This is a genomic window from Pseudokineococcus lusitanus (genome assembly GCF_003751265.1).
GTDB lineage: Bacteria > Actinomycetota > Actinomycetes > Actinomycetales > Quadrisphaeraceae > Pseudokineococcus > Pseudokineococcus lusitanus.
Genome location: NZ_RJKN01000002.1, coordinates 405,078 through 419,428 on the forward strand (window position 1 = coordinate 405,078; position 14,351 = coordinate 419,428).

Consider the following 14,351-nt stretch of genomic DNA (forward strand, 5'->3'; position numbering starts at 1 on the left):
ACGCCGGCGCGGCCGCGGCGCCGTCAGCGAGAGTCGCGGGTGCGGCGGCGGCGCGGGGCGTCGTCGCCCGTGGGGTCGGAGCGGTCGGACGGCGTGTGGACGTTGCCGGTCGTCGTCGCCACCGTGCGCCCGTCGAGCCCGAAGGCGCGCAGCAGGGGGCGGACGAGCGTGTCGAAGACGCCCGGCAGGTAGGTGAAGCCTGCGATGACGACGGGGTTGGCCCAGCCGACCTGCTGGTCGCGGCGGGCGCTGCGCGGCCGGGCGAGCGTGCCGACGACGCGCTCGGCCACGGTCTCCGGCGCGTAGACGGGGAACGGCGGCTTGCCGTGCCTGCCGATGAAGGTGGCCGCGCGCCGGTAGACGGGGGTCTCGACCCCGCCGGGCGAGACGACCTTCACCTGGATCCCCGGGTAGGGCCGGTTCTCGATGACGAGGGTCCGCGCGAGGCCGCGGACGGCCCACTTGCTCACCGTGTACGAGCCCATCCACGGCGCCGCGATGTGCCCGAGCAGCGAGCCCAGCAGGACGAGCGTCCCGCCGTCGCCGGGCCGGGCGTCCGCCTGCGCCCGGAGCTGCCGCACCGCGTGCCGCGCGACGTTGGCGGAGCCGAGGACGTCGGTGCGCACGACGGCGTCGAAGGTCCGGGCGGGGACGTCGGCGACGTCGCCGTAGGCGATGGTCGCGGCGCTGTGGACGACGGCGTCGAGGCGCCCGTGGCGGCGGACGACGGCGGCGACCGCCTGGGCCACCGCGGCGTCGTCGCCGACGTCGAGGGCGTGCACCTCGACGTCGGCGCCCTGCGCGCGGCAGTCGGCGGCCACCGCGTCGAGGCCCGCCCGCCCGCGCGCCACGAGCGCGAGGACGGCCCCGGGCCGGGCCAGGCGCAGCGCCGTCGCCCGGCCGATGCCGCTGCTCGCGCCGGTGACGAGGACGACGCGGGGCAGGTCCTCGAGCCGGCCGCGCGGGCCGGCCCCCTGCCCCACCGCGCGGGGGGCGGGGGCGTCGCTGCTGCGGGAGCCGGTCCGGGGGCCTCGGGAGAGCTGCACCCGCCCACCCTCGCCGCCGGGCGCGGCCCCCGCAGCGCGGGACGTCAGCTGCCGGCGCCGCCGACCGCGGGCAGGAGCGGCACCAGCGCGTCCCAGCGGTCGATCTCGCAGCCGTCCGAGCGCGAGAGGTCGGCCGAGACGGGCTCCCCCGCCACGGTCCCCGAGACGACGGCGGTCTGGGACCCGCCGAAGATCATCGTGCAGGCGGCGTCGCCCGTGGGCGCCTGCAGCGCCTCGACGCCGGCGGCCAGGGCCTCGCAGGCGGCGACCGGGTCCTCGACCGTCCCGCTCACCGCCCCCTCGCCGCCGCAGGTGAGGTCGAAGGTCGTCCCGGTGCCGGCGCCGTCGTCGTAGGCGACGGAGACGTCGGCCTCGAAGCCGCCGGGGAGGGTGCCCGCGGTCCCGGTGGCCGACGGCGACGGCGGCGCCTGCGTCGGCGAGGCCGGCGGCGTCGTGCCCGGGGTCGCGGGGGCGCTGGTGGGGGCGGCGCTGCCGCCGCCGGCACCCGGGGTGGTCGGCTGGCCGCAGGCGCCGACGAGCGCGGCGAGGGCCAGCGCGGGCAGGACGAGCGCGGCCCGCGAGGGACGGCGGGGCCGGTCCGCCGTGGGGCGGGGGGCGGGGGTCGGGGAGGTCATGGCGTCGTCTCCTCGGGGAGGTGCGGCAGGTCCGGCAGGTCGGTCGGGCGGTCGCTCCGCCATGCTGGTCCCGACGTCGCAGCCCCCGTCCGGGGTTCCCGCCCGGGCGCCCGAGACGTCCCGACCTGTCCCGCTGCTGCCCCGGAGGCCCCCGTGAGCGACACCCCCCGCGTCCCCGCCGCCGACGTCCCCGCCGACGCCGTCCTCGTCGACGTCCGCGAGCAGGACGAGTGGGACGCCGGCCACGCGCCCGACGCCGTCCACATCCCGATGGGCGAGCTGCCCGACCGCCTCGGCGAGCTCCCCGAGGGCGACGTCCACGTCGTCTGCCGCTCGGGCGGCCGCTCGGCCCGCGCCACGGCGTGGCTGCAGCAGAACGGCGTCGACGCCGTCGACGTCGCCGGTGGCATGGGCGCCTGGCTCGAGGCCGGCCGCCCCCTGGTGAGCGAGAACGGCCAGGACGCGCGCGTCCTCTGACGCGGGGCGGGGCGCCGCCCTGCTCCGACGTCGCTGCCGACGTCGTCCCCAGCGCCTCCCGTCTCCCACTTCGCTGCCGAAGTCGGCCCCTGAGGCCCCTTTCTCCCGACTTCGCTGCCGAAGTCGTCCCGCGGAGCCGCTGTGGGGCGACTTCGGCAGCGAAGTCGTCAGGGAGACGACTGGGTGGCCTCCTTCCGGCAGCAGCGACGTCGGCTGCGCCTGCCTCTCTCGTCGTCTCTCGCGACACGCCTAGACACCGGCAGACGTCCCGGGCCCGACGTCGGGCGCGCCCTACCGTCCGCGCGTGGACCCCGTGCGCAACCCCTACGCCCCCGGCGCCGGCCAACGCCCGCCGGAGCTGGCCGGGCGCGACCGCGAGCTCGAGGCCTTCGACGTCGTCCTCGAGCGGCTGGCGCGCGGGCGTCCCGAGCGGTCGGTCGTCCTCACGGGGTTGCGCGGGGTCGGGAAGACCGTCCTCCTCGGGGCGCTGCGGTCGGCGGCCGTCCGGCGCGGCTGGGGCACGGGCAAGCTCGAGGCGCGGCCCGACCAGCCGCTGCGCCGTCCCCTCGCCGCCGCGCTGCACCAGGCCGTCCGCGAGCTGTCCGGGCGGAACCCCGACGAGGCCGCCGAGGTCCTCGGCGTCGTCAAGGCCTTCGCCCTGCGGGCCTCCTCGGAGCCCGCGGCGGCCACCACCGGCAGCCGCACCCGCACGGCGCCCAAGATGCGCGACCGCTGGCAGCCGGGCATCGACGTCCCCGCGGCAGTGGGCCGGGCCGACTCCGGTGACGTCGAGATCGACCTCGTCGAGCTGCTCACCGACGTCGCCGGCCTCGCCGCGAGCGCCGGCCGCGGCATCGCCATCTGCATCGACGAGATGCAGGACCTCGGTGCGGAGGACGTCTCCGCGCTGTGCGCCGCCTGCCACGAGCTGAGCCAGCAGGGGCTGCCGCTCCTCGTCGTCGGCGCGGGCCTGCCGCACCTGCCGGCCGTCCTGTCCGCGTCGAAGTCCTACAGCGAGCGCCTCTTCCGCTACGTCCGGGTGGACGCCCTCGAGCGCGAGCAGGCCGACCGCGCCCTCCGCAGCCCCGCGCAGGAGGAGGAGGCGGACTTCACGCCCGAGGCCCTCGACGCGCTCTTCGCGGCGACCGACGGCTACCCGTACTTCGTGCAGGCCTACGGCAAGGCGGTGTGGGACGTCGCCCCGACGTCGCCCGTGACGGCCGAGGACGTCGCCGTCGCCGCCCCGCAGGCCGAGGCCGAGCTGGCGGTCGGCTTCTTCGGCTCCCGCTACGAGCGCGCGACGCCGGCCGAGCGCGAGTACATGCGCGCGATGGCCGACCTCGGCGAGCAGGCGGGCGACGGCGCCGTCGGCACCGCGGAGGTCGCCACGCTCCTGGGCCGCAAGCCCCAGTCCCTGTCCCCCGCCCGCGACGCCCTGCTGAAGAAGGGCCTCGTGTGGAGCGCCGAGCGCGGCCGCATCGCCTTCACGGTCCCCCACTTCGGGCGGTACCTGCGGCGGCACGCCGGCGAGTAGCCGATGGCACGGTTCGGCCTCGCCAGCCGACGGGCACGTGGATGCTGTCCTGGTGGAACGACACGTGGAGCACGCCTGGGACCGCCTCCTCAACAACGAGGTGGTCGTCTGCGACCTCCTCGCCGTCCTGGCTGCGGCGGAGCAGGGCCCGCTGCAGGCGCTCTTGGGCACCTCGAGCGAAATCAGCGTCCGACGTGAGGCGTCCACCGGGGGCGGCCGCGCTGATCTGCTCATCAGCGACGACACGGGGGTCGTCGCGGTCGTCGAGGTGAAGCTCTCGGCCGACGAGCACGGTGACCAACTGGCGAAGTACCAGACCGCACACCCCGCGGCCCGGCTGTTCTACGCCTCTCTCGAACAAGAGGTAGGGGGACTCGACTCGCGGTGGAAGCCGATCGACCTCAGCGAGCTCTTCGCCCTGTGGACCGGCGCGGGGGACGCGACGACTCGAGCCATGGCCGAGCAGGCGCGTCGCTTCACGTCGATGCTCTCGCAGGAGAGCCGTGGACCCCTGGGGGCACCTGGCCGGTCGACGGCCTCCCTACCCATTGCCTTGAGGCGTACTGCGGCTCAGTTGAGCAGGACCTCGCCCGGCCTCGGCACGAGCGCAGGGAAGACCTCGGGTGGTGGGAACCCTTTGATGCTCGCGTGGAAGGAGTCCTCCACCAGGCCCGGCCTGTGGTGGGTGGTCGACGTGAGGTGTCGCAACAGGTATGACAGTGACATGGCCTGGGACCTACGTCTTGGGCTCGAGGCCGACAGAACGCTTCTCCCTCTGCGCAATCGACTGATGACCGACATGCTCGACGGCCTCCGGACACCCGCGGTGAAGAAGGCGTTGGACACCCCCGTCGCGACCATCTCGGCCGCCGATGAGCATCAGGGGCTCAAGTCGACACCGCGCGCCCCCAGGAACCTCCCGGTGGAAAAGTTGTGCTTCTACGATCGTCGCGGTGCCGTCATCTACACCCGCCACCGCCTCGACGTGTCGAGGCTCGACTCGCACGGCTTGGGCGAGCTGATCAATCGCTCGTTGGGTTATCTGGCCGCACTCGCGGACGCGGCTCCCGACTTTGCCGTCGGCGATCCGGCGGAGTAGCGCTCACCGCAGACGTCCGAGCCGTCACGGCTCGCGAGTGGGCGTCGCCAGCCCTGTCGCGGCGGTCGTCGCCGCGCGGTCGGCGGCCTCCTGCACGGCGTCGTCGTCCCCCGCCCGCGTCGTCGAGCCGTCCCGCCCGACCTCCTGGGTCGGGTCGACGACCCGGCCCTCCGCCCCCTCGGGGCCCCCGTCGTCGTCCGGCCGGGGGCGGGCGTCGGGCTCGCTCATGGGGTGCTCCTCCGTGCGGGGCACGGCCGCCGGGCGACGGCGCGCGGTTCCCCGACGCTACGGCGGGGTCCCGCGGCCGGCACCTCGCGCCGGGGCCCGCGCCCGCCGCCGGGCTGCAGGTGCTGGTCGTCGTCACGGCGCGTCACCGCAGGTCAGGGGGCCGAGCGCCCCGGCAGCCACGACCGAGGCCTGTCGCACGGCGCGCACGGACCTGCACAAGTTCCCGACCCCGGACGTCGCCGCAGGTCAGCCGTCCGCGCCTTCGCCGGCGGAGGAGTTGTGCAGGTCCGCCCGCGCGGTCTCGAGGTCCAGCAGCCGCCGCTTCGCCGCCAGCCCGCCCGCGTACCCGGTGAGCGCCCCGCTGCTCGCGACGACCCGGTGGCAGGGCAGGACGACGCAGACGGGGTTGGCGCCCAGCGCCGCACCCACCGCCCGGGACGCCGTGGGGCGGCCGAGCCCGCGGGCCAGCGCGCCGTACGTCGTCAGGTCGCCGAAGCCGACCCCCGCGAGGTGTCCGAGCACCGCCCGCTGGAAGGGGGTGGCGAGCGCCAGGTCCACCGGCACGTCGAAGGCGCGACGGTCGCCGGCGAGGTACTCCGCCAGCTGGTCCGCCGCCGCGGCCGTGCGGCCCGGCGCCTCGACGACCCGCGGGGAGACCGCCGCCGCGAGGCGCCGCAGCGCCCGCTCGACGGCGTCGTCGTCCGGCACGAAGGAGCAGGCCAGCAGGGCGTCGTCGGGACCGGCTGCCAGCAGCACCCGCCCGAGGTCGGTGCCGAGGACGGCGAAGCCCACGTCCGCGCCGTCGACGGCCCGGGTCGGCACCCGGGGGCGTGCGCCGGGCGCGGGGCCGGCCGCGCGCAGCCGCGCCTCCACGTCCGCGGTGGTCGGGGCGGTCCCGGGGTCGGGCGCGTGCGTCATGGCGTCTCCTGCCGTGCGTCGTCGTGCGGGTCGGGGGGTGGCGCCGGGAGGGGGGCCAGCTCTCGGCGCAGCGTCGCGAGGCCGTCGCTGACGAGCCGCCGCGTGGCGCCCGGCGTCGTGCCGAGCGCGCGGGCGAGCGCCGCGTGGTCGAGGTCGGCGACGTAGCGCAGCGCCACCGCCTGCCGCTGGCGGGGCGGCAGCCGCCGCAGCGCGGCCCAGAGCTCGGGGTCGGCGCCGGGCAGCTCGCCGTCGGCCGGGTCGGCGCCCGGGGCGGGCCGGTCGGGGACGCCGTCGGCCGGGTCGACGGGGACGGCGCGGCGGGCCCGCGCCCGGTGGACGTCGGTGGCGCAGCGGCTCGTGACGACGAGCAGCCACGCGCGCGGGTCGCGCAGCCCGCCGGGCGGCGGGTAAGCGGCGAGGGCCTGCGCCCACGCCTGCTGGGCGACGTCGTCCCCGTCGACGGGGCCGGCCAGCGCCCGCGCCAGGCGGGCGACGTCGCCGGCGTGGCGCTCGACGAGGAGGGCGAAGGGCGGTGCGGTCACGACGTGCAGACGCGCGGGCGGCGCGTCGTGTGAGGGCGGGCCCCGACGGCCGCGCCGCGGATTTGTCCGCGCGGAGGCAGAACGAGGCCCGTGAGGGCTGGACCATCTGCCCGGTCGCGGTCCAGTCTGTCCCGTGGGGGGTGTCCCGCACCGGTCCGTCCCCCGGTGTCGCGCCTGCCCGCGCGCGCCCGGCTCCAGGAGGAGGAACGGCTGTGGTCCCCATCTCGGCACCCGAGCTGGTCGACGCGCGTCAGCGCGGGGACGCCCGGGCGGTCGCCGTCGCCCACCGCCCCGGCGCCGTGCCGGCCGCGCGGCGGGCGCTCTCCACCGACATCGCCGTCCGCGTCGACCCCGATCTCGCCCACGAGGTGAGCGTCGTGGCCAGCGAGCTCCTGGGCAACGCCGTCCGGCACGCGCGCCCCGACGACACCGGCCGGGTGCTCCTGCGCTGGCAGGTCCGCGGCGAGGTCGTCGACGTCGAGGTCACCGACGGCGGCTCGCCCGCCGAGGTCCGCCCGCAGCGCCCCGCGCCGCTCGCGACGTCCGGCCGCGGCCTCCGCATCGTCCGCGCCCTCGCCCACGAGTGGGGCGTCGTCGAGGACGAGGAGGGACGTCGAACCGTGTGGGCCGCCCTCGGCGGGCCGACCCGCCGCCGCCACCCCGTCACCTGACGGCCCGCGCCGGCCGCGGGGCCCGCGCGGGCGCGCTGCGTAGGGTGCCCGCCATGGCGAGGACGACGACGAGGCGACCGACCGGCACCACGGCGGAGGAGGTCCCCGTCGTCGGGCCGCGGGAGCCCTGCCCCTGCGGCTCCGGCAAGCGCTACAAGCTCTGCCACGGCCGCGCGGCCCGCGCCGCGGCGTCGCAGGTCGTCCGCCGGCCCTTCGAGGGCCTCCCCGGCGAGACGGACCTCGTGTGCCTGCGCGAGGTGGTCCCCGCGGCCACGGCGACCGTCCGCACGACCGCCGAGCACGGCGCGCAGGACGTCCTGCTCGCGACCGTCCTGCCGCTGGCCCGCCCGGGCACCCGCCGCTCGGACGGCGTGGCGATGGTCGGCCTCCAGTCCGCCGGCTCCAGCGGCGACCCGAGCCGCGACCTCGCCGCCGCGCTCCTCGCCGTCCTCGACCTCGCCCCCGGCGAGGACCTCGACGCCCGCCCCGCGGTGACGCCCGCGACGCCGCGCCTCCAGGACGTCCTCGACCTCTCCCACCCGTTGACGGTGCGCGTGCACGAGGGCTTCCGCTACTGGCTCGCCGAGGGCGAGGAGCCGACCGGCCTCGTCGCCGAGTCGATGCAGCGCGCCGACGCCGCCGTCGTCCCCACGGAGCGCCTCACGTCCGTCGAGGGCGCCTACTGGTGCAAGGTCGGCGAGCGCACCCACCTCCGGTGGGCCATGCCGCACGACGAGGAGGCCCTCCTCGACGCCCTGGCCCGTCTCCACGCCGCCGGCCGCTCGGGCCTCGGCGAGGGCACCCGCTACGTCGGCGCCTTCCGCGCGCTCGGCGTCGTCGTCCCCGTGTGGGACCTCGCGCCCGACGCGGTGGCGGACGACGTCGAGGAGCCCGCCGCGGCCTTCGGCGCCGCCCTCGCGGAGGCCCTGGCCGTCACGGAGCCGCTCACGGCCGACGAGCGCCGCGCCCGCGCGGGCGTCGTCTCCCGCCAGCTGACGCTGCGCTGACCGCCGCCGCGGCGGTCCGCACGACCGCCGCGGCCGCGGTGACCGCTACGCCGGCAGCGGGTCCCGCTGCACCGGGCAGGACATGCACCGCGGCCCGCCGCGGCCGGAGCCCAGCTCGGAGCCGCTGATGGCGAGCACCTCGACCCCGTGCGCCTCGAGCCGGGCGTTGGTGCGGGTGTTGCGCTCGTAGGCCACGACGACGCCCGGGGCCAGCGCCAGGGTGTTGTTGCCGTCGTCCCACTGCTCGCGCTCGGCGGTGACCTCGTCGAGGCCGGTGTCGACGACGCGCAGCTCGTCGATCCGCATGGCCTCGGCCGCGGCGACGAGGAAGGGCCGCTCGGCGGCGACGTGCACCCCGGCCGACGGGTCGTCCCGGTCGACCGGCGTGACGGCGTGGGCGACGAGCGAGGACGCGACGGACGGGTACATGACGACCTGGTCGACGTCGACCATCGTGCAGACGGTGTCGAGGTGCATCGTCGCCCGCTCCTGCGCCACGGGGACGGCGAGGACGACGCGCGCGGAGCCGCTCGCGAAGGCCCGGCGGGCCAGCCGCTCGACGCCGGCCGGCGTCGTCCGCTCCCCCGTCCCGACGGCGAGGACGCCGTCGCCGAGCACGAGGACGTCGCCGCCCTCGAGGTGCTCCAGGCCGGGCTCGTACAGCAGCGGCGTCCCCGCGAACCGCGGGTGGTGGGCGTAGACCGCGCGCGTCAGCGACGTCTCGCGGTGCCGCGCCGGCATCGCCAGCGACGAGACGACGACGCTGCCGCCCACCCACGCCGCCGAGTCGCGCGTGAAGAGGAGGTTGGGCAGGGGCTCGACGACGAAGTCGCCCGCCTCCCGCAGCGCCGCCACGAGCCCGGGCTCGCGCTCGGGCCGGGCGACGTCGAGCTCGTCGAGCCGCAGGCCCGCCATGAGCACGTGCGCGAGGTCGACCGGGGCGAGCGACGCGAGGTGGGCGCCCACGCGCTCCCCGAGCGCGACGCCGAGGGAGGGGTCGGTCATGACGGCCGCGACGGCCTCGGCCCGCGCCTCCGCCGAGCCGGAGAGGGTCTCCTCGACGAGCCGCGCGAGGTGCAGCACCTCCACGCCTCGGCCGCGCAGGACCTCGGCGAAGGCGTCGTGCTCCTCCTGCGCCCGCCCGACCCACGGGATGCCGTCGAAGAGCAGCCGGTCGTTGTTGCGCGGCGTGAGCCGGGCCAGCTCCGCCCCGGGGCGGTGCAGCACGACGGTGCGGAGCGTCCCGACCTCGCTCGTGACGCCGTGCGGCGCAGCGGGTCCGGGGTCGCCGGTGGTCGAGGACGGGACGACCGCGCGGTGCTGGCTCATGGGCGGAGGCTAGGTCGTCGGCGCCCGCCCCGGGAGGCCCCGGGCCGCCCCGGCAGCCCTCGACCTGCTCACGACCCGTCGGCCACCCCGGTGCGGTGTGGTTAGGTTTGCCTCACCTACCGTCCGGACTGCCGGATTGGCGTAGGTACGCCCTGCCCTGCCCCGCCACCCCCCGGAGTTCCCATGCGCCCGCCGGCCACCCGTCACCGTCCCGCCCTCCTCGCCGTCCCGACCGCCCTCCTCGTCGCCCTCGCCGGCTGCGGGACGCCGACCGCGGACGGGGCGGCGGACGCCCCCGGCGACGTCCTCGTCGTCGAGCACGCCCAGGGGACCACCGAGGTGCCGCGGGACCCGCAGCGCGTCGTCGTCCACGACCTGTCCGTCCTCGACACGCTGGACGCCCTCGGCGTCGAGGTCGTCGGCGTCCCCGACTTCGAGGCGGGCGACGCCCTGCCGGGGTACGAGGACGTCGAGACCGTCGGCACGCTGCACGAGCCCGACGTCGAGGCCGTGGCGGCGCTCGAGCCCGACCTCGTCGTCGTCGCGGCCCGCTCGAGCACCTCCTTCGACGCCCTCTCGGAGGTCGCGCCCACCATCGACCTCACCGTCGACCAGGCAGACTTCCTGCCCAGCGCCCGGGAGCGCGTGGAGACCCTCGGCGAGATCTTCGGGCTCGAGGACGAGGTGGCCGAGCGCCTCGACGCCGTCGACGCGCTGGCCGAGGAGACGGCCGCGCTGGCCGCGGACGCCGGCACGGGCCTCGTCGTCATGACGAGCGCCGCCGAGGTGGGCGCCTACGGGGCCGGCTCGCGGTTCGGGCTCGTCCACGACGAGCTCGGCGTCGCGCCCGCCGACCCTGACATCCCCGAGGCCTCGCACGGCGACGTCGTCTCCTTCGAGTACCTCGCCGAGACCGACCCCGACCACCTCTTCGTGCTCGACCGCGACGCCATCATCGGCGAGGGCGGGACGGCCGCGGCCGAGGTGCTCGACAACCCGCTGGTGGCCCGCACGGCCGCGGCGCGGGCGGGCGACGTCCACTACCTCGACTCCTTCGCCTGGTACATCGCGCCGAGCGGCCTGACGTCGCTCGAGACGATGGTCGGCGAGGTCCACGCCGCCCTCGCGTGACGACGACCTCCCCGCACGACGCCGGCCCCGCCGCCCCCTGGCGGGCGGCGGGGCTCCGCCGCGCGGCGGGCTCGCGCCCGGCCGCCGTCGCCGCCGCCGCGCTGGTCGTCGCGGGAGCGCTCGCCTCGCTCTTCCTCGGCGCGGCCGACCTCGCCCCCGCCGACCTGCTCGCGGCCCGGTCCCTCGACGACCCCGCGGTCGAGCTGCTGCTGGTGTCGCGCGGGCCCCGGCTGCTGGCCCTGCTGCTCGCCGGCTCGGCGATGGCCGTCGCAGGGCTGCTGATGATGCACCTGACGCGGAACCGCTTCGTGTCCCCGTCGACGGCGGGGACCGTGGAGTGGGCGCAGCTGGGGCTGCTGCTCGCCACACTCGTCCTCGGCTCGACGGGCGTGCTCGAGCGGATGCTCGTCGCCGTCGTCGCCGCGCTGGCCGGCACCGCGCTGTTCCTCCGCCTGCTGCGCCGGCTCGTGCTCGCCGACACCCTCCTCGTGCCCCTCGTCGGGCTCATGCTCGGTGCCGTCGTCAGCGGCGTGACGACGGGCATCGCCTACCGCGCGGACCTCCTGCCCGTCCTCGCGACGTGGACGGCGGGCGACGCGTCGGGAATCATCGCCGGCCGCTTCGAGCTGCTGTGGCTCGTGGTCGTCGCCCTGGCCGTGGCCTGGTGGCAGGCCGACCGCTTCACCGTCGCCGGCCTCGGCGAGGGCACGGCGGTCAGCCTGGGCGTCGACCACGGCGCCGTCGTGCGCGTGGGACTCGTCGTCGTGGCGGTCGTCACGGCCGTCGTCGTCGTGGTCGTCGGCGCCGTCCCGTTCGTGGCCCTCGTCGTCCCCAACCTCGTGACGATCGTCGTCGGCGACGACATCCGCCGCGCCCTGCCCGTCACGGCCGCAGCGGGTGCCGCCTTCGTGCTCCTGTGCGACGTCGTCGGGCGGGTGGTCGTCCACCCCTACGAGATCCCCGTCGGCACGGTGGCCGGGGTGATCGGCGGCGTGGTCTTCCTCGTCGTCCTGCTGCGGCTGCGCGGGCGGGGCGTGAGCGCGTGACGACCTCGACGTCCCCCGCGACCACCGCCCACGAGGCCGGCACGGGACCCTCGGACGCCGAGCGGAGGGCCGCCGCGCGCCGGTGGCGGGTCGTCGTCGTGCTCGCCGCCCTCGTCCTGCTCGCCGCCGCCGCGCTGCTGCTGCTCGGGGTCCGCGGCGACTGGGGCTTCGTCCTGGGGCTGCGGGGGCGCCGCCTCGGCGCGCTCGTCGTCGCGGGCGTCGCCGTCGGCGTGTCGACCGTCCTCTTCCAGACGGTGACCGCCAACCGGATCATCACGCCGGGGATCATGGGCTTCGACGCCCTCTACGTCCTCGTGCAGACGGTCGCGGTGGCCACGCTCGGCACCCTCGTCGTCGTCACCGCCGACGTGCGGGTCCGCTTCGCGCTCGAGGTGCTCGTCCTCCTCGCGTTCGGGCTGCTGCTCCACGCGCTCGTCCTCCGCAGCACCGCCTCGGGGGACGTCCTCCTGCTCGTCCTCGTCGGCGTCGTGCTCGGCGCGACCTTCACGAGCGCGACCCTCCTGGTCTCGCGCGTCATCGACCCCAACGAGGCCCTGACGCTGCAGGACCTCCTCTTCGCGCGGGTCGGCACCGTGGACCGGCAGCTGCTGCCGCTGGGCGCCGCGGTGGTGGCGGTCGTCGCCGCCGCCGCGCTGCGCCGGGCGCCGGTGCTCGACGTCGTCGCGCTCGGCCGGGAGGCCGCGGTCGGGCTCGGCGTGGCCCACCGGCGGGAGGTCCGACGGGCCTTCCTCCTCGTGGCCGTCCTCGTCGCCGTCTCGACGGCGCTCGTCGGCCCGCTGACCTTCCTCGGCCTGCTGGCGGCGAACGTCGCCCGCGAGCTCCTCGGCACGCACGCCCACCGCTGGAGCCTGCCGACGGCGTCACTCGTCGCCGTGCTCGCTCTCGTCGGCGGGCAAGTCGTGCTGGAGCGACTGCTCGGATGGGGCACGGCCCTCACCGTCGTCGTCGACGTCGTCGGCGGCCTCTACCTGCTCGTCCTGCTGGTCCGCCAGGGCCGCCCGCACACCCGGGGAGCCCTCCTGTGATCACGGTCCGCGGCGTCAGCGCCTCCCACCCCGGCGGCGGGCGGGTGGTCCACGACGTCGACCTCGACGTGGCCCCGGGCGCCGTCACCGCGCTCATCGGCCCCAACGGCGCCGGCAAGTCCACGCTGCTGGCCGTCATGTCCCGGCTCCTCGAGCCGGACGCCGGCGCGGTCCTGCTCGACGGCCGCGACGTGCGCTCCCTGCCCGGGGACGTCGTGGCCCGGCGCACGGCCGTCCTCCGGCAGGACACGCAGCTCGCCGTCCGGCTGACCGTCCGCGAGCTCGTGGCCCTGGGGCGCTTCCCCCACTCCGGCGGGCGCCCGACGGACGCCGACCGCGCGCTCGTCGCGCAGTCCGTCGCCGACGTCGAGCTGGCCGACCTCGCCGACCGCCGGCTGGACCGCCTGTCGGGCGGCCAACGGCAGCGCGCCCACCTGGCGATGACGCTGTGCCAGGTCGACGGCGGCGAGGGCGGCGAGCACCTCCTCCTCGACGAGCCCCTCGCCGCGCTCGACGTCCGGCACGCCGGCGCGGTCATGCGGCTGCTGCGCCGCCGGGCCGCCGAGCGCGCGGCGAGCGTGGTCGTCGTCGTCCACGACATCGGCTTCGCCGCCGCCCACGCGGACCGGGTCGTGGCGATGCGCGACGGCCGGGTCGTCGCCGACGGCCCCACCGCCGAGGTCATCACGTCACCGGTCCTCTCCGACCTCTACGCGACCGACGTCGTCGTCCACGAGATCGGGGGGCGGCGCCTCGTGGCCCACCACGGGTGAGCCGTCGGGGGACGGCGGGGGCTGGGTACCGTCCCCCCGTGCGAGTCGCCGTCGTCATCCCCGCCAAGGACGAGGAGGAGCGGATCGACGCCACCGTGCGCGCCGCCCTCGGGATCGAGGGGGTCGACGTCGTCGTCGTGGTCGACGACGGCAGCACCGACCGCACGGCCGTGACGGCCCGCGCGGCGGGCGCCCGCGTCGTCCGCCACCACCGCAACCGCGGCAAGGCGGCGGCGCTCGAGAGCGGCGCCGCGCTCGTCCGCGAGCTCGAGGACCCGCCGGACGGCGTCGTCCACGACGCCGCGGGCCGGGCGCTGGCGACCGACGAGCCGCGCGCGCTGCTGCTCGTCGACGCCGACCTGGGCGCGACGGCGGCGGCCACCGCGGCGCTGGCCGTGCCGGTGCTGGCCGGCGCGGCGGACGCGAGCATCGCCGTCCTGCCCCCGCAGCAGAGCCCCGGCGGCGGGCGCGGCCTCGTCATCGGCCTGGCCCGCCGCGGGATCGAACGCGCGACGGGGTGGACGCCCACCCAGCCCCTGTCCGGCATGCGCTGCCTCACGCGGGCGGCCTTCGAGGCGGCACGGCCCCTCGCCCCGGGCTGGGGCGTGGAGACGGCGATGACCGTCGACCTCCTGCGCGCCGGCCTGCGGGTCGTCGAGGTGCCGTGCGACCTGCACCACCGCGTCTCCGGGAAGGGCCTCCGGGCGCAGCTGCACCGCGCGGCCCAGTACCGCGACGTCGTCCGCGCCCTCGCCGCGCGCGGCCAGCTGGGCGCCGTCCGGGGCTGATGCCGCGCACGGTCGGGTCGACGGCGGGTGCCGGGTCCGACGTCCGGCCCCGCCGGACCCCTCACGGACGTGCACGACGTC

General features: G+C 77.4%; 16 protein-coding genes. 10 read left to right on the forward strand and 6 right to left on the reverse strand.

Annotated elements, in window-relative coordinates:
* Positions 1-23 precede the first annotated feature (23 nt).
* Together EDC03_RS05080 and EDC03_RS05085 are read right to left on the reverse strand one after the other, a co-directional pair.
* A complete protein-coding gene (locus tag EDC03_RS05080) occupies positions 24-1,046 on the reverse strand; it encodes an SDR family NAD(P)-dependent oxidoreductase (RefSeq protein WP_199719943.1) in 1,023 nt (340 codons plus the stop codon).
* 44 nt (positions 1,047-1,090) lie between these two features.
* Positions 1,091-1,681: a hypothetical protein gene (locus tag EDC03_RS05085; RefSeq protein ID WP_123379104.1), complete on the reverse strand. Its 591-nt coding sequence runs from the start codon at positions 1,679-1,681 to the stop codon at positions 1,091-1,093.
* 153 nt (positions 1,682-1,834) lie between these two features.
* Here EDC03_RS05085 and EDC03_RS05090 point away from each other — a divergent pair, with 153 nt between their 5' ends.
* From EDC03_RS05090 to EDC03_RS05100, 3 genes are all read left to right on the forward strand, one after another.
* Positions 1,835-2,158, forward strand: a complete 324-nt coding sequence (locus tag EDC03_RS05090) for a rhodanese-like domain-containing protein (protein ID WP_123379105.1) — start codon at positions 1,835-1,837, stop codon at positions 2,156-2,158.
* A 304-nt stretch (positions 2,159-2,462) separates the two neighbouring features.
* On the forward strand, positions 2,463-3,692 hold the full coding sequence (locus EDC03_RS05095; RefSeq protein ID WP_123379106.1) for an ATP-binding protein: 1,230 nt from the start codon (positions 2,463-2,465) through the stop codon (positions 3,690-3,692).
* A gap of 52 nt (positions 3,693-3,744) precedes the next feature.
* The gene (locus EDC03_RS05100) at positions 3,745-4,791 is read left to right on the forward strand and encodes a PD-(D/E)XK nuclease family protein (RefSeq protein ID WP_158674205.1); all 1,047 of its coding nucleotides are present in this window, start codon (positions 3,745-3,747) and stop codon (positions 4,789-4,791) included.
* Between the two features lie 24 nt (positions 4,792-4,815).
* Here the strand turns inward: EDC03_RS05100 and EDC03_RS05105 are convergent, their stop codons facing one another.
* The 3 genes from EDC03_RS05105 to EDC03_RS05115 form a co-directional block, all read right to left on the reverse strand.
* The gene (locus EDC03_RS05105) at positions 4,816-5,019 is read right to left on the reverse strand and encodes a hypothetical protein (protein WP_123379108.1); all 204 of its coding nucleotides are present in this window, start codon (positions 5,017-5,019) and stop codon (positions 4,816-4,818) included.
* 246 nt (positions 5,020-5,265) lie between these two features.
* Entirely contained in the window at positions 5,266-5,937 is a 672-nt protein-coding gene (locus EDC03_RS05110) for a methylated-DNA--[protein]-cysteine S-methyltransferase (RefSeq protein ID WP_123379109.1), read from the reverse strand.
* Positions 5,934-6,479 (reverse strand): RNA polymerase sigma factor, encoded by a 546-nt coding sequence (locus tag EDC03_RS05115; protein ID WP_123379110.1) that lies wholly within the window; start codon positions 6,477-6,479, stop codon positions 5,934-5,936. Before EDC03_RS05115 ends, EDC03_RS05110 begins: the two co-directional genes overlap by 4 nt.
* Before the next feature lie 212 nt (positions 6,480-6,691).
* Between EDC03_RS05115 and EDC03_RS05120 the strand changes: the two genes are divergently transcribed.
* Positions 6,692-7,150, forward strand: a complete 459-nt coding sequence (locus EDC03_RS05120) for an ATP-binding protein (RefSeq protein WP_199719944.1) — start codon at positions 6,692-6,694, stop codon at positions 7,148-7,150.
* Between the two features lie 53 nt (positions 7,151-7,203).
* Positions 7,204-8,157 (forward strand): DUF5926 family protein, encoded by a 954-nt coding sequence (locus EDC03_RS05125; protein ID WP_123379306.1) that lies wholly within the window; start codon positions 7,204-7,206, stop codon positions 8,155-8,157.
* A gap of 45 nt (positions 8,158-8,202) precedes the next feature.
* On the opposite strand, the gene EDC03_RS05130 is transcribed toward EDC03_RS05125, so the two are convergent.
* On the reverse strand, positions 8,203-9,486 hold the full coding sequence (locus EDC03_RS05130) for an arginine deiminase (RefSeq protein WP_123379111.1): 1,284 nt from the start codon (positions 9,484-9,486) through the stop codon (positions 8,203-8,205).
* Positions 9,487-9,669: 183 nt separating this feature from the next.
* Between EDC03_RS05130 and EDC03_RS05135 the strand changes: the two genes are divergently transcribed.
* Genes EDC03_RS05135 through EDC03_RS05155 form a run of 5 tightly spaced genes read left to right on the forward strand, consistent with a single transcriptional unit; the run spans position 9,670 to position 14,270 of the window.
* The gene (locus EDC03_RS05135) at positions 9,670-10,617 is read left to right on the forward strand and encodes a siderophore ABC transporter substrate-binding protein (RefSeq protein ID WP_123379112.1); all 948 of its coding nucleotides are present in this window, start codon (positions 9,670-9,672) and stop codon (positions 10,615-10,617) included.
* Positions 10,614-11,663 (forward strand): iron chelate uptake ABC transporter family permease subunit, encoded by a 1,050-nt coding sequence (locus tag EDC03_RS05140; RefSeq protein ID WP_123379113.1) that lies wholly within the window; start codon positions 10,614-10,616, stop codon positions 11,661-11,663. The genes EDC03_RS05135 and EDC03_RS05140 overlap by 4 nt, the downstream gene beginning before the upstream one ends.
* Positions 11,660-12,709: an iron chelate uptake ABC transporter family permease subunit gene (locus EDC03_RS05145; RefSeq protein ID WP_123379114.1), complete on the forward strand. Its 1,050-nt coding sequence runs from the start codon at positions 11,660-11,662 to the stop codon at positions 12,707-12,709. The genes EDC03_RS05140 and EDC03_RS05145 overlap by 4 nt, the downstream gene beginning before the upstream one ends.
* On the forward strand, positions 12,706-13,482 hold the full coding sequence (locus tag EDC03_RS05150; RefSeq protein WP_123379115.1) for an ATP-binding cassette domain-containing protein: 777 nt from the start codon (positions 12,706-12,708) through the stop codon (positions 13,480-13,482). The genes EDC03_RS05145 and EDC03_RS05150 overlap by 4 nt, the downstream gene beginning before the upstream one ends.
* Positions 13,483-13,520: 38 nt before the next feature.
* On the forward strand, positions 13,521-14,270 hold the full coding sequence (locus tag EDC03_RS05155) for a glycosyltransferase family 2 protein (protein WP_199719946.1): 750 nt from the start codon (positions 13,521-13,523) through the stop codon (positions 14,268-14,270).
* The last annotated feature ends 81 nt before the right edge of the window (positions 14,271-14,351 follow it).

Excerpts from the sequence above, each read along its gene's own strand:
- EDC03_RS05085 (WP_123379104.1), bottom strand. The coding sequence starts at position 1,681 with ATGACCTCCCCGACCCCCGCCCCCCGCCCCACGGCGGACCGGCCCCGC.
- EDC03_RS05135 (WP_123379112.1), top strand. The coding sequence starts at position 9,670 with ATGCGCCCGCCGGCCACCCGTCACCGTCCCGCCCTCCTCGCCGTCCCG.
- EDC03_RS05125 (WP_123379306.1), top strand. The coding sequence starts at position 7,204 with ATGGCGAGGACGACGACGAGGCGACCGACCGGCACCACGGCGGAGGAG.
- EDC03_RS05105 (WP_123379108.1), bottom strand. The coding sequence starts at position 5,019 with ATGAGCGAGCCCGACGCCCGCCCCCGGCCGGACGACGACGGGGGCCCC.
- EDC03_RS05110 (WP_123379109.1), bottom strand. The coding sequence starts at position 5,937 with ATGACGCACGCGCCCGACCCCGGGACCGCCCCGACCACCGCGGACGTG.
- EDC03_RS05130 (WP_123379111.1), bottom strand. The coding sequence starts at position 9,486 with ATGAGCCAGCACCGCGCGGTCGTCCCGTCCTCGACCACCGGCGACCCC.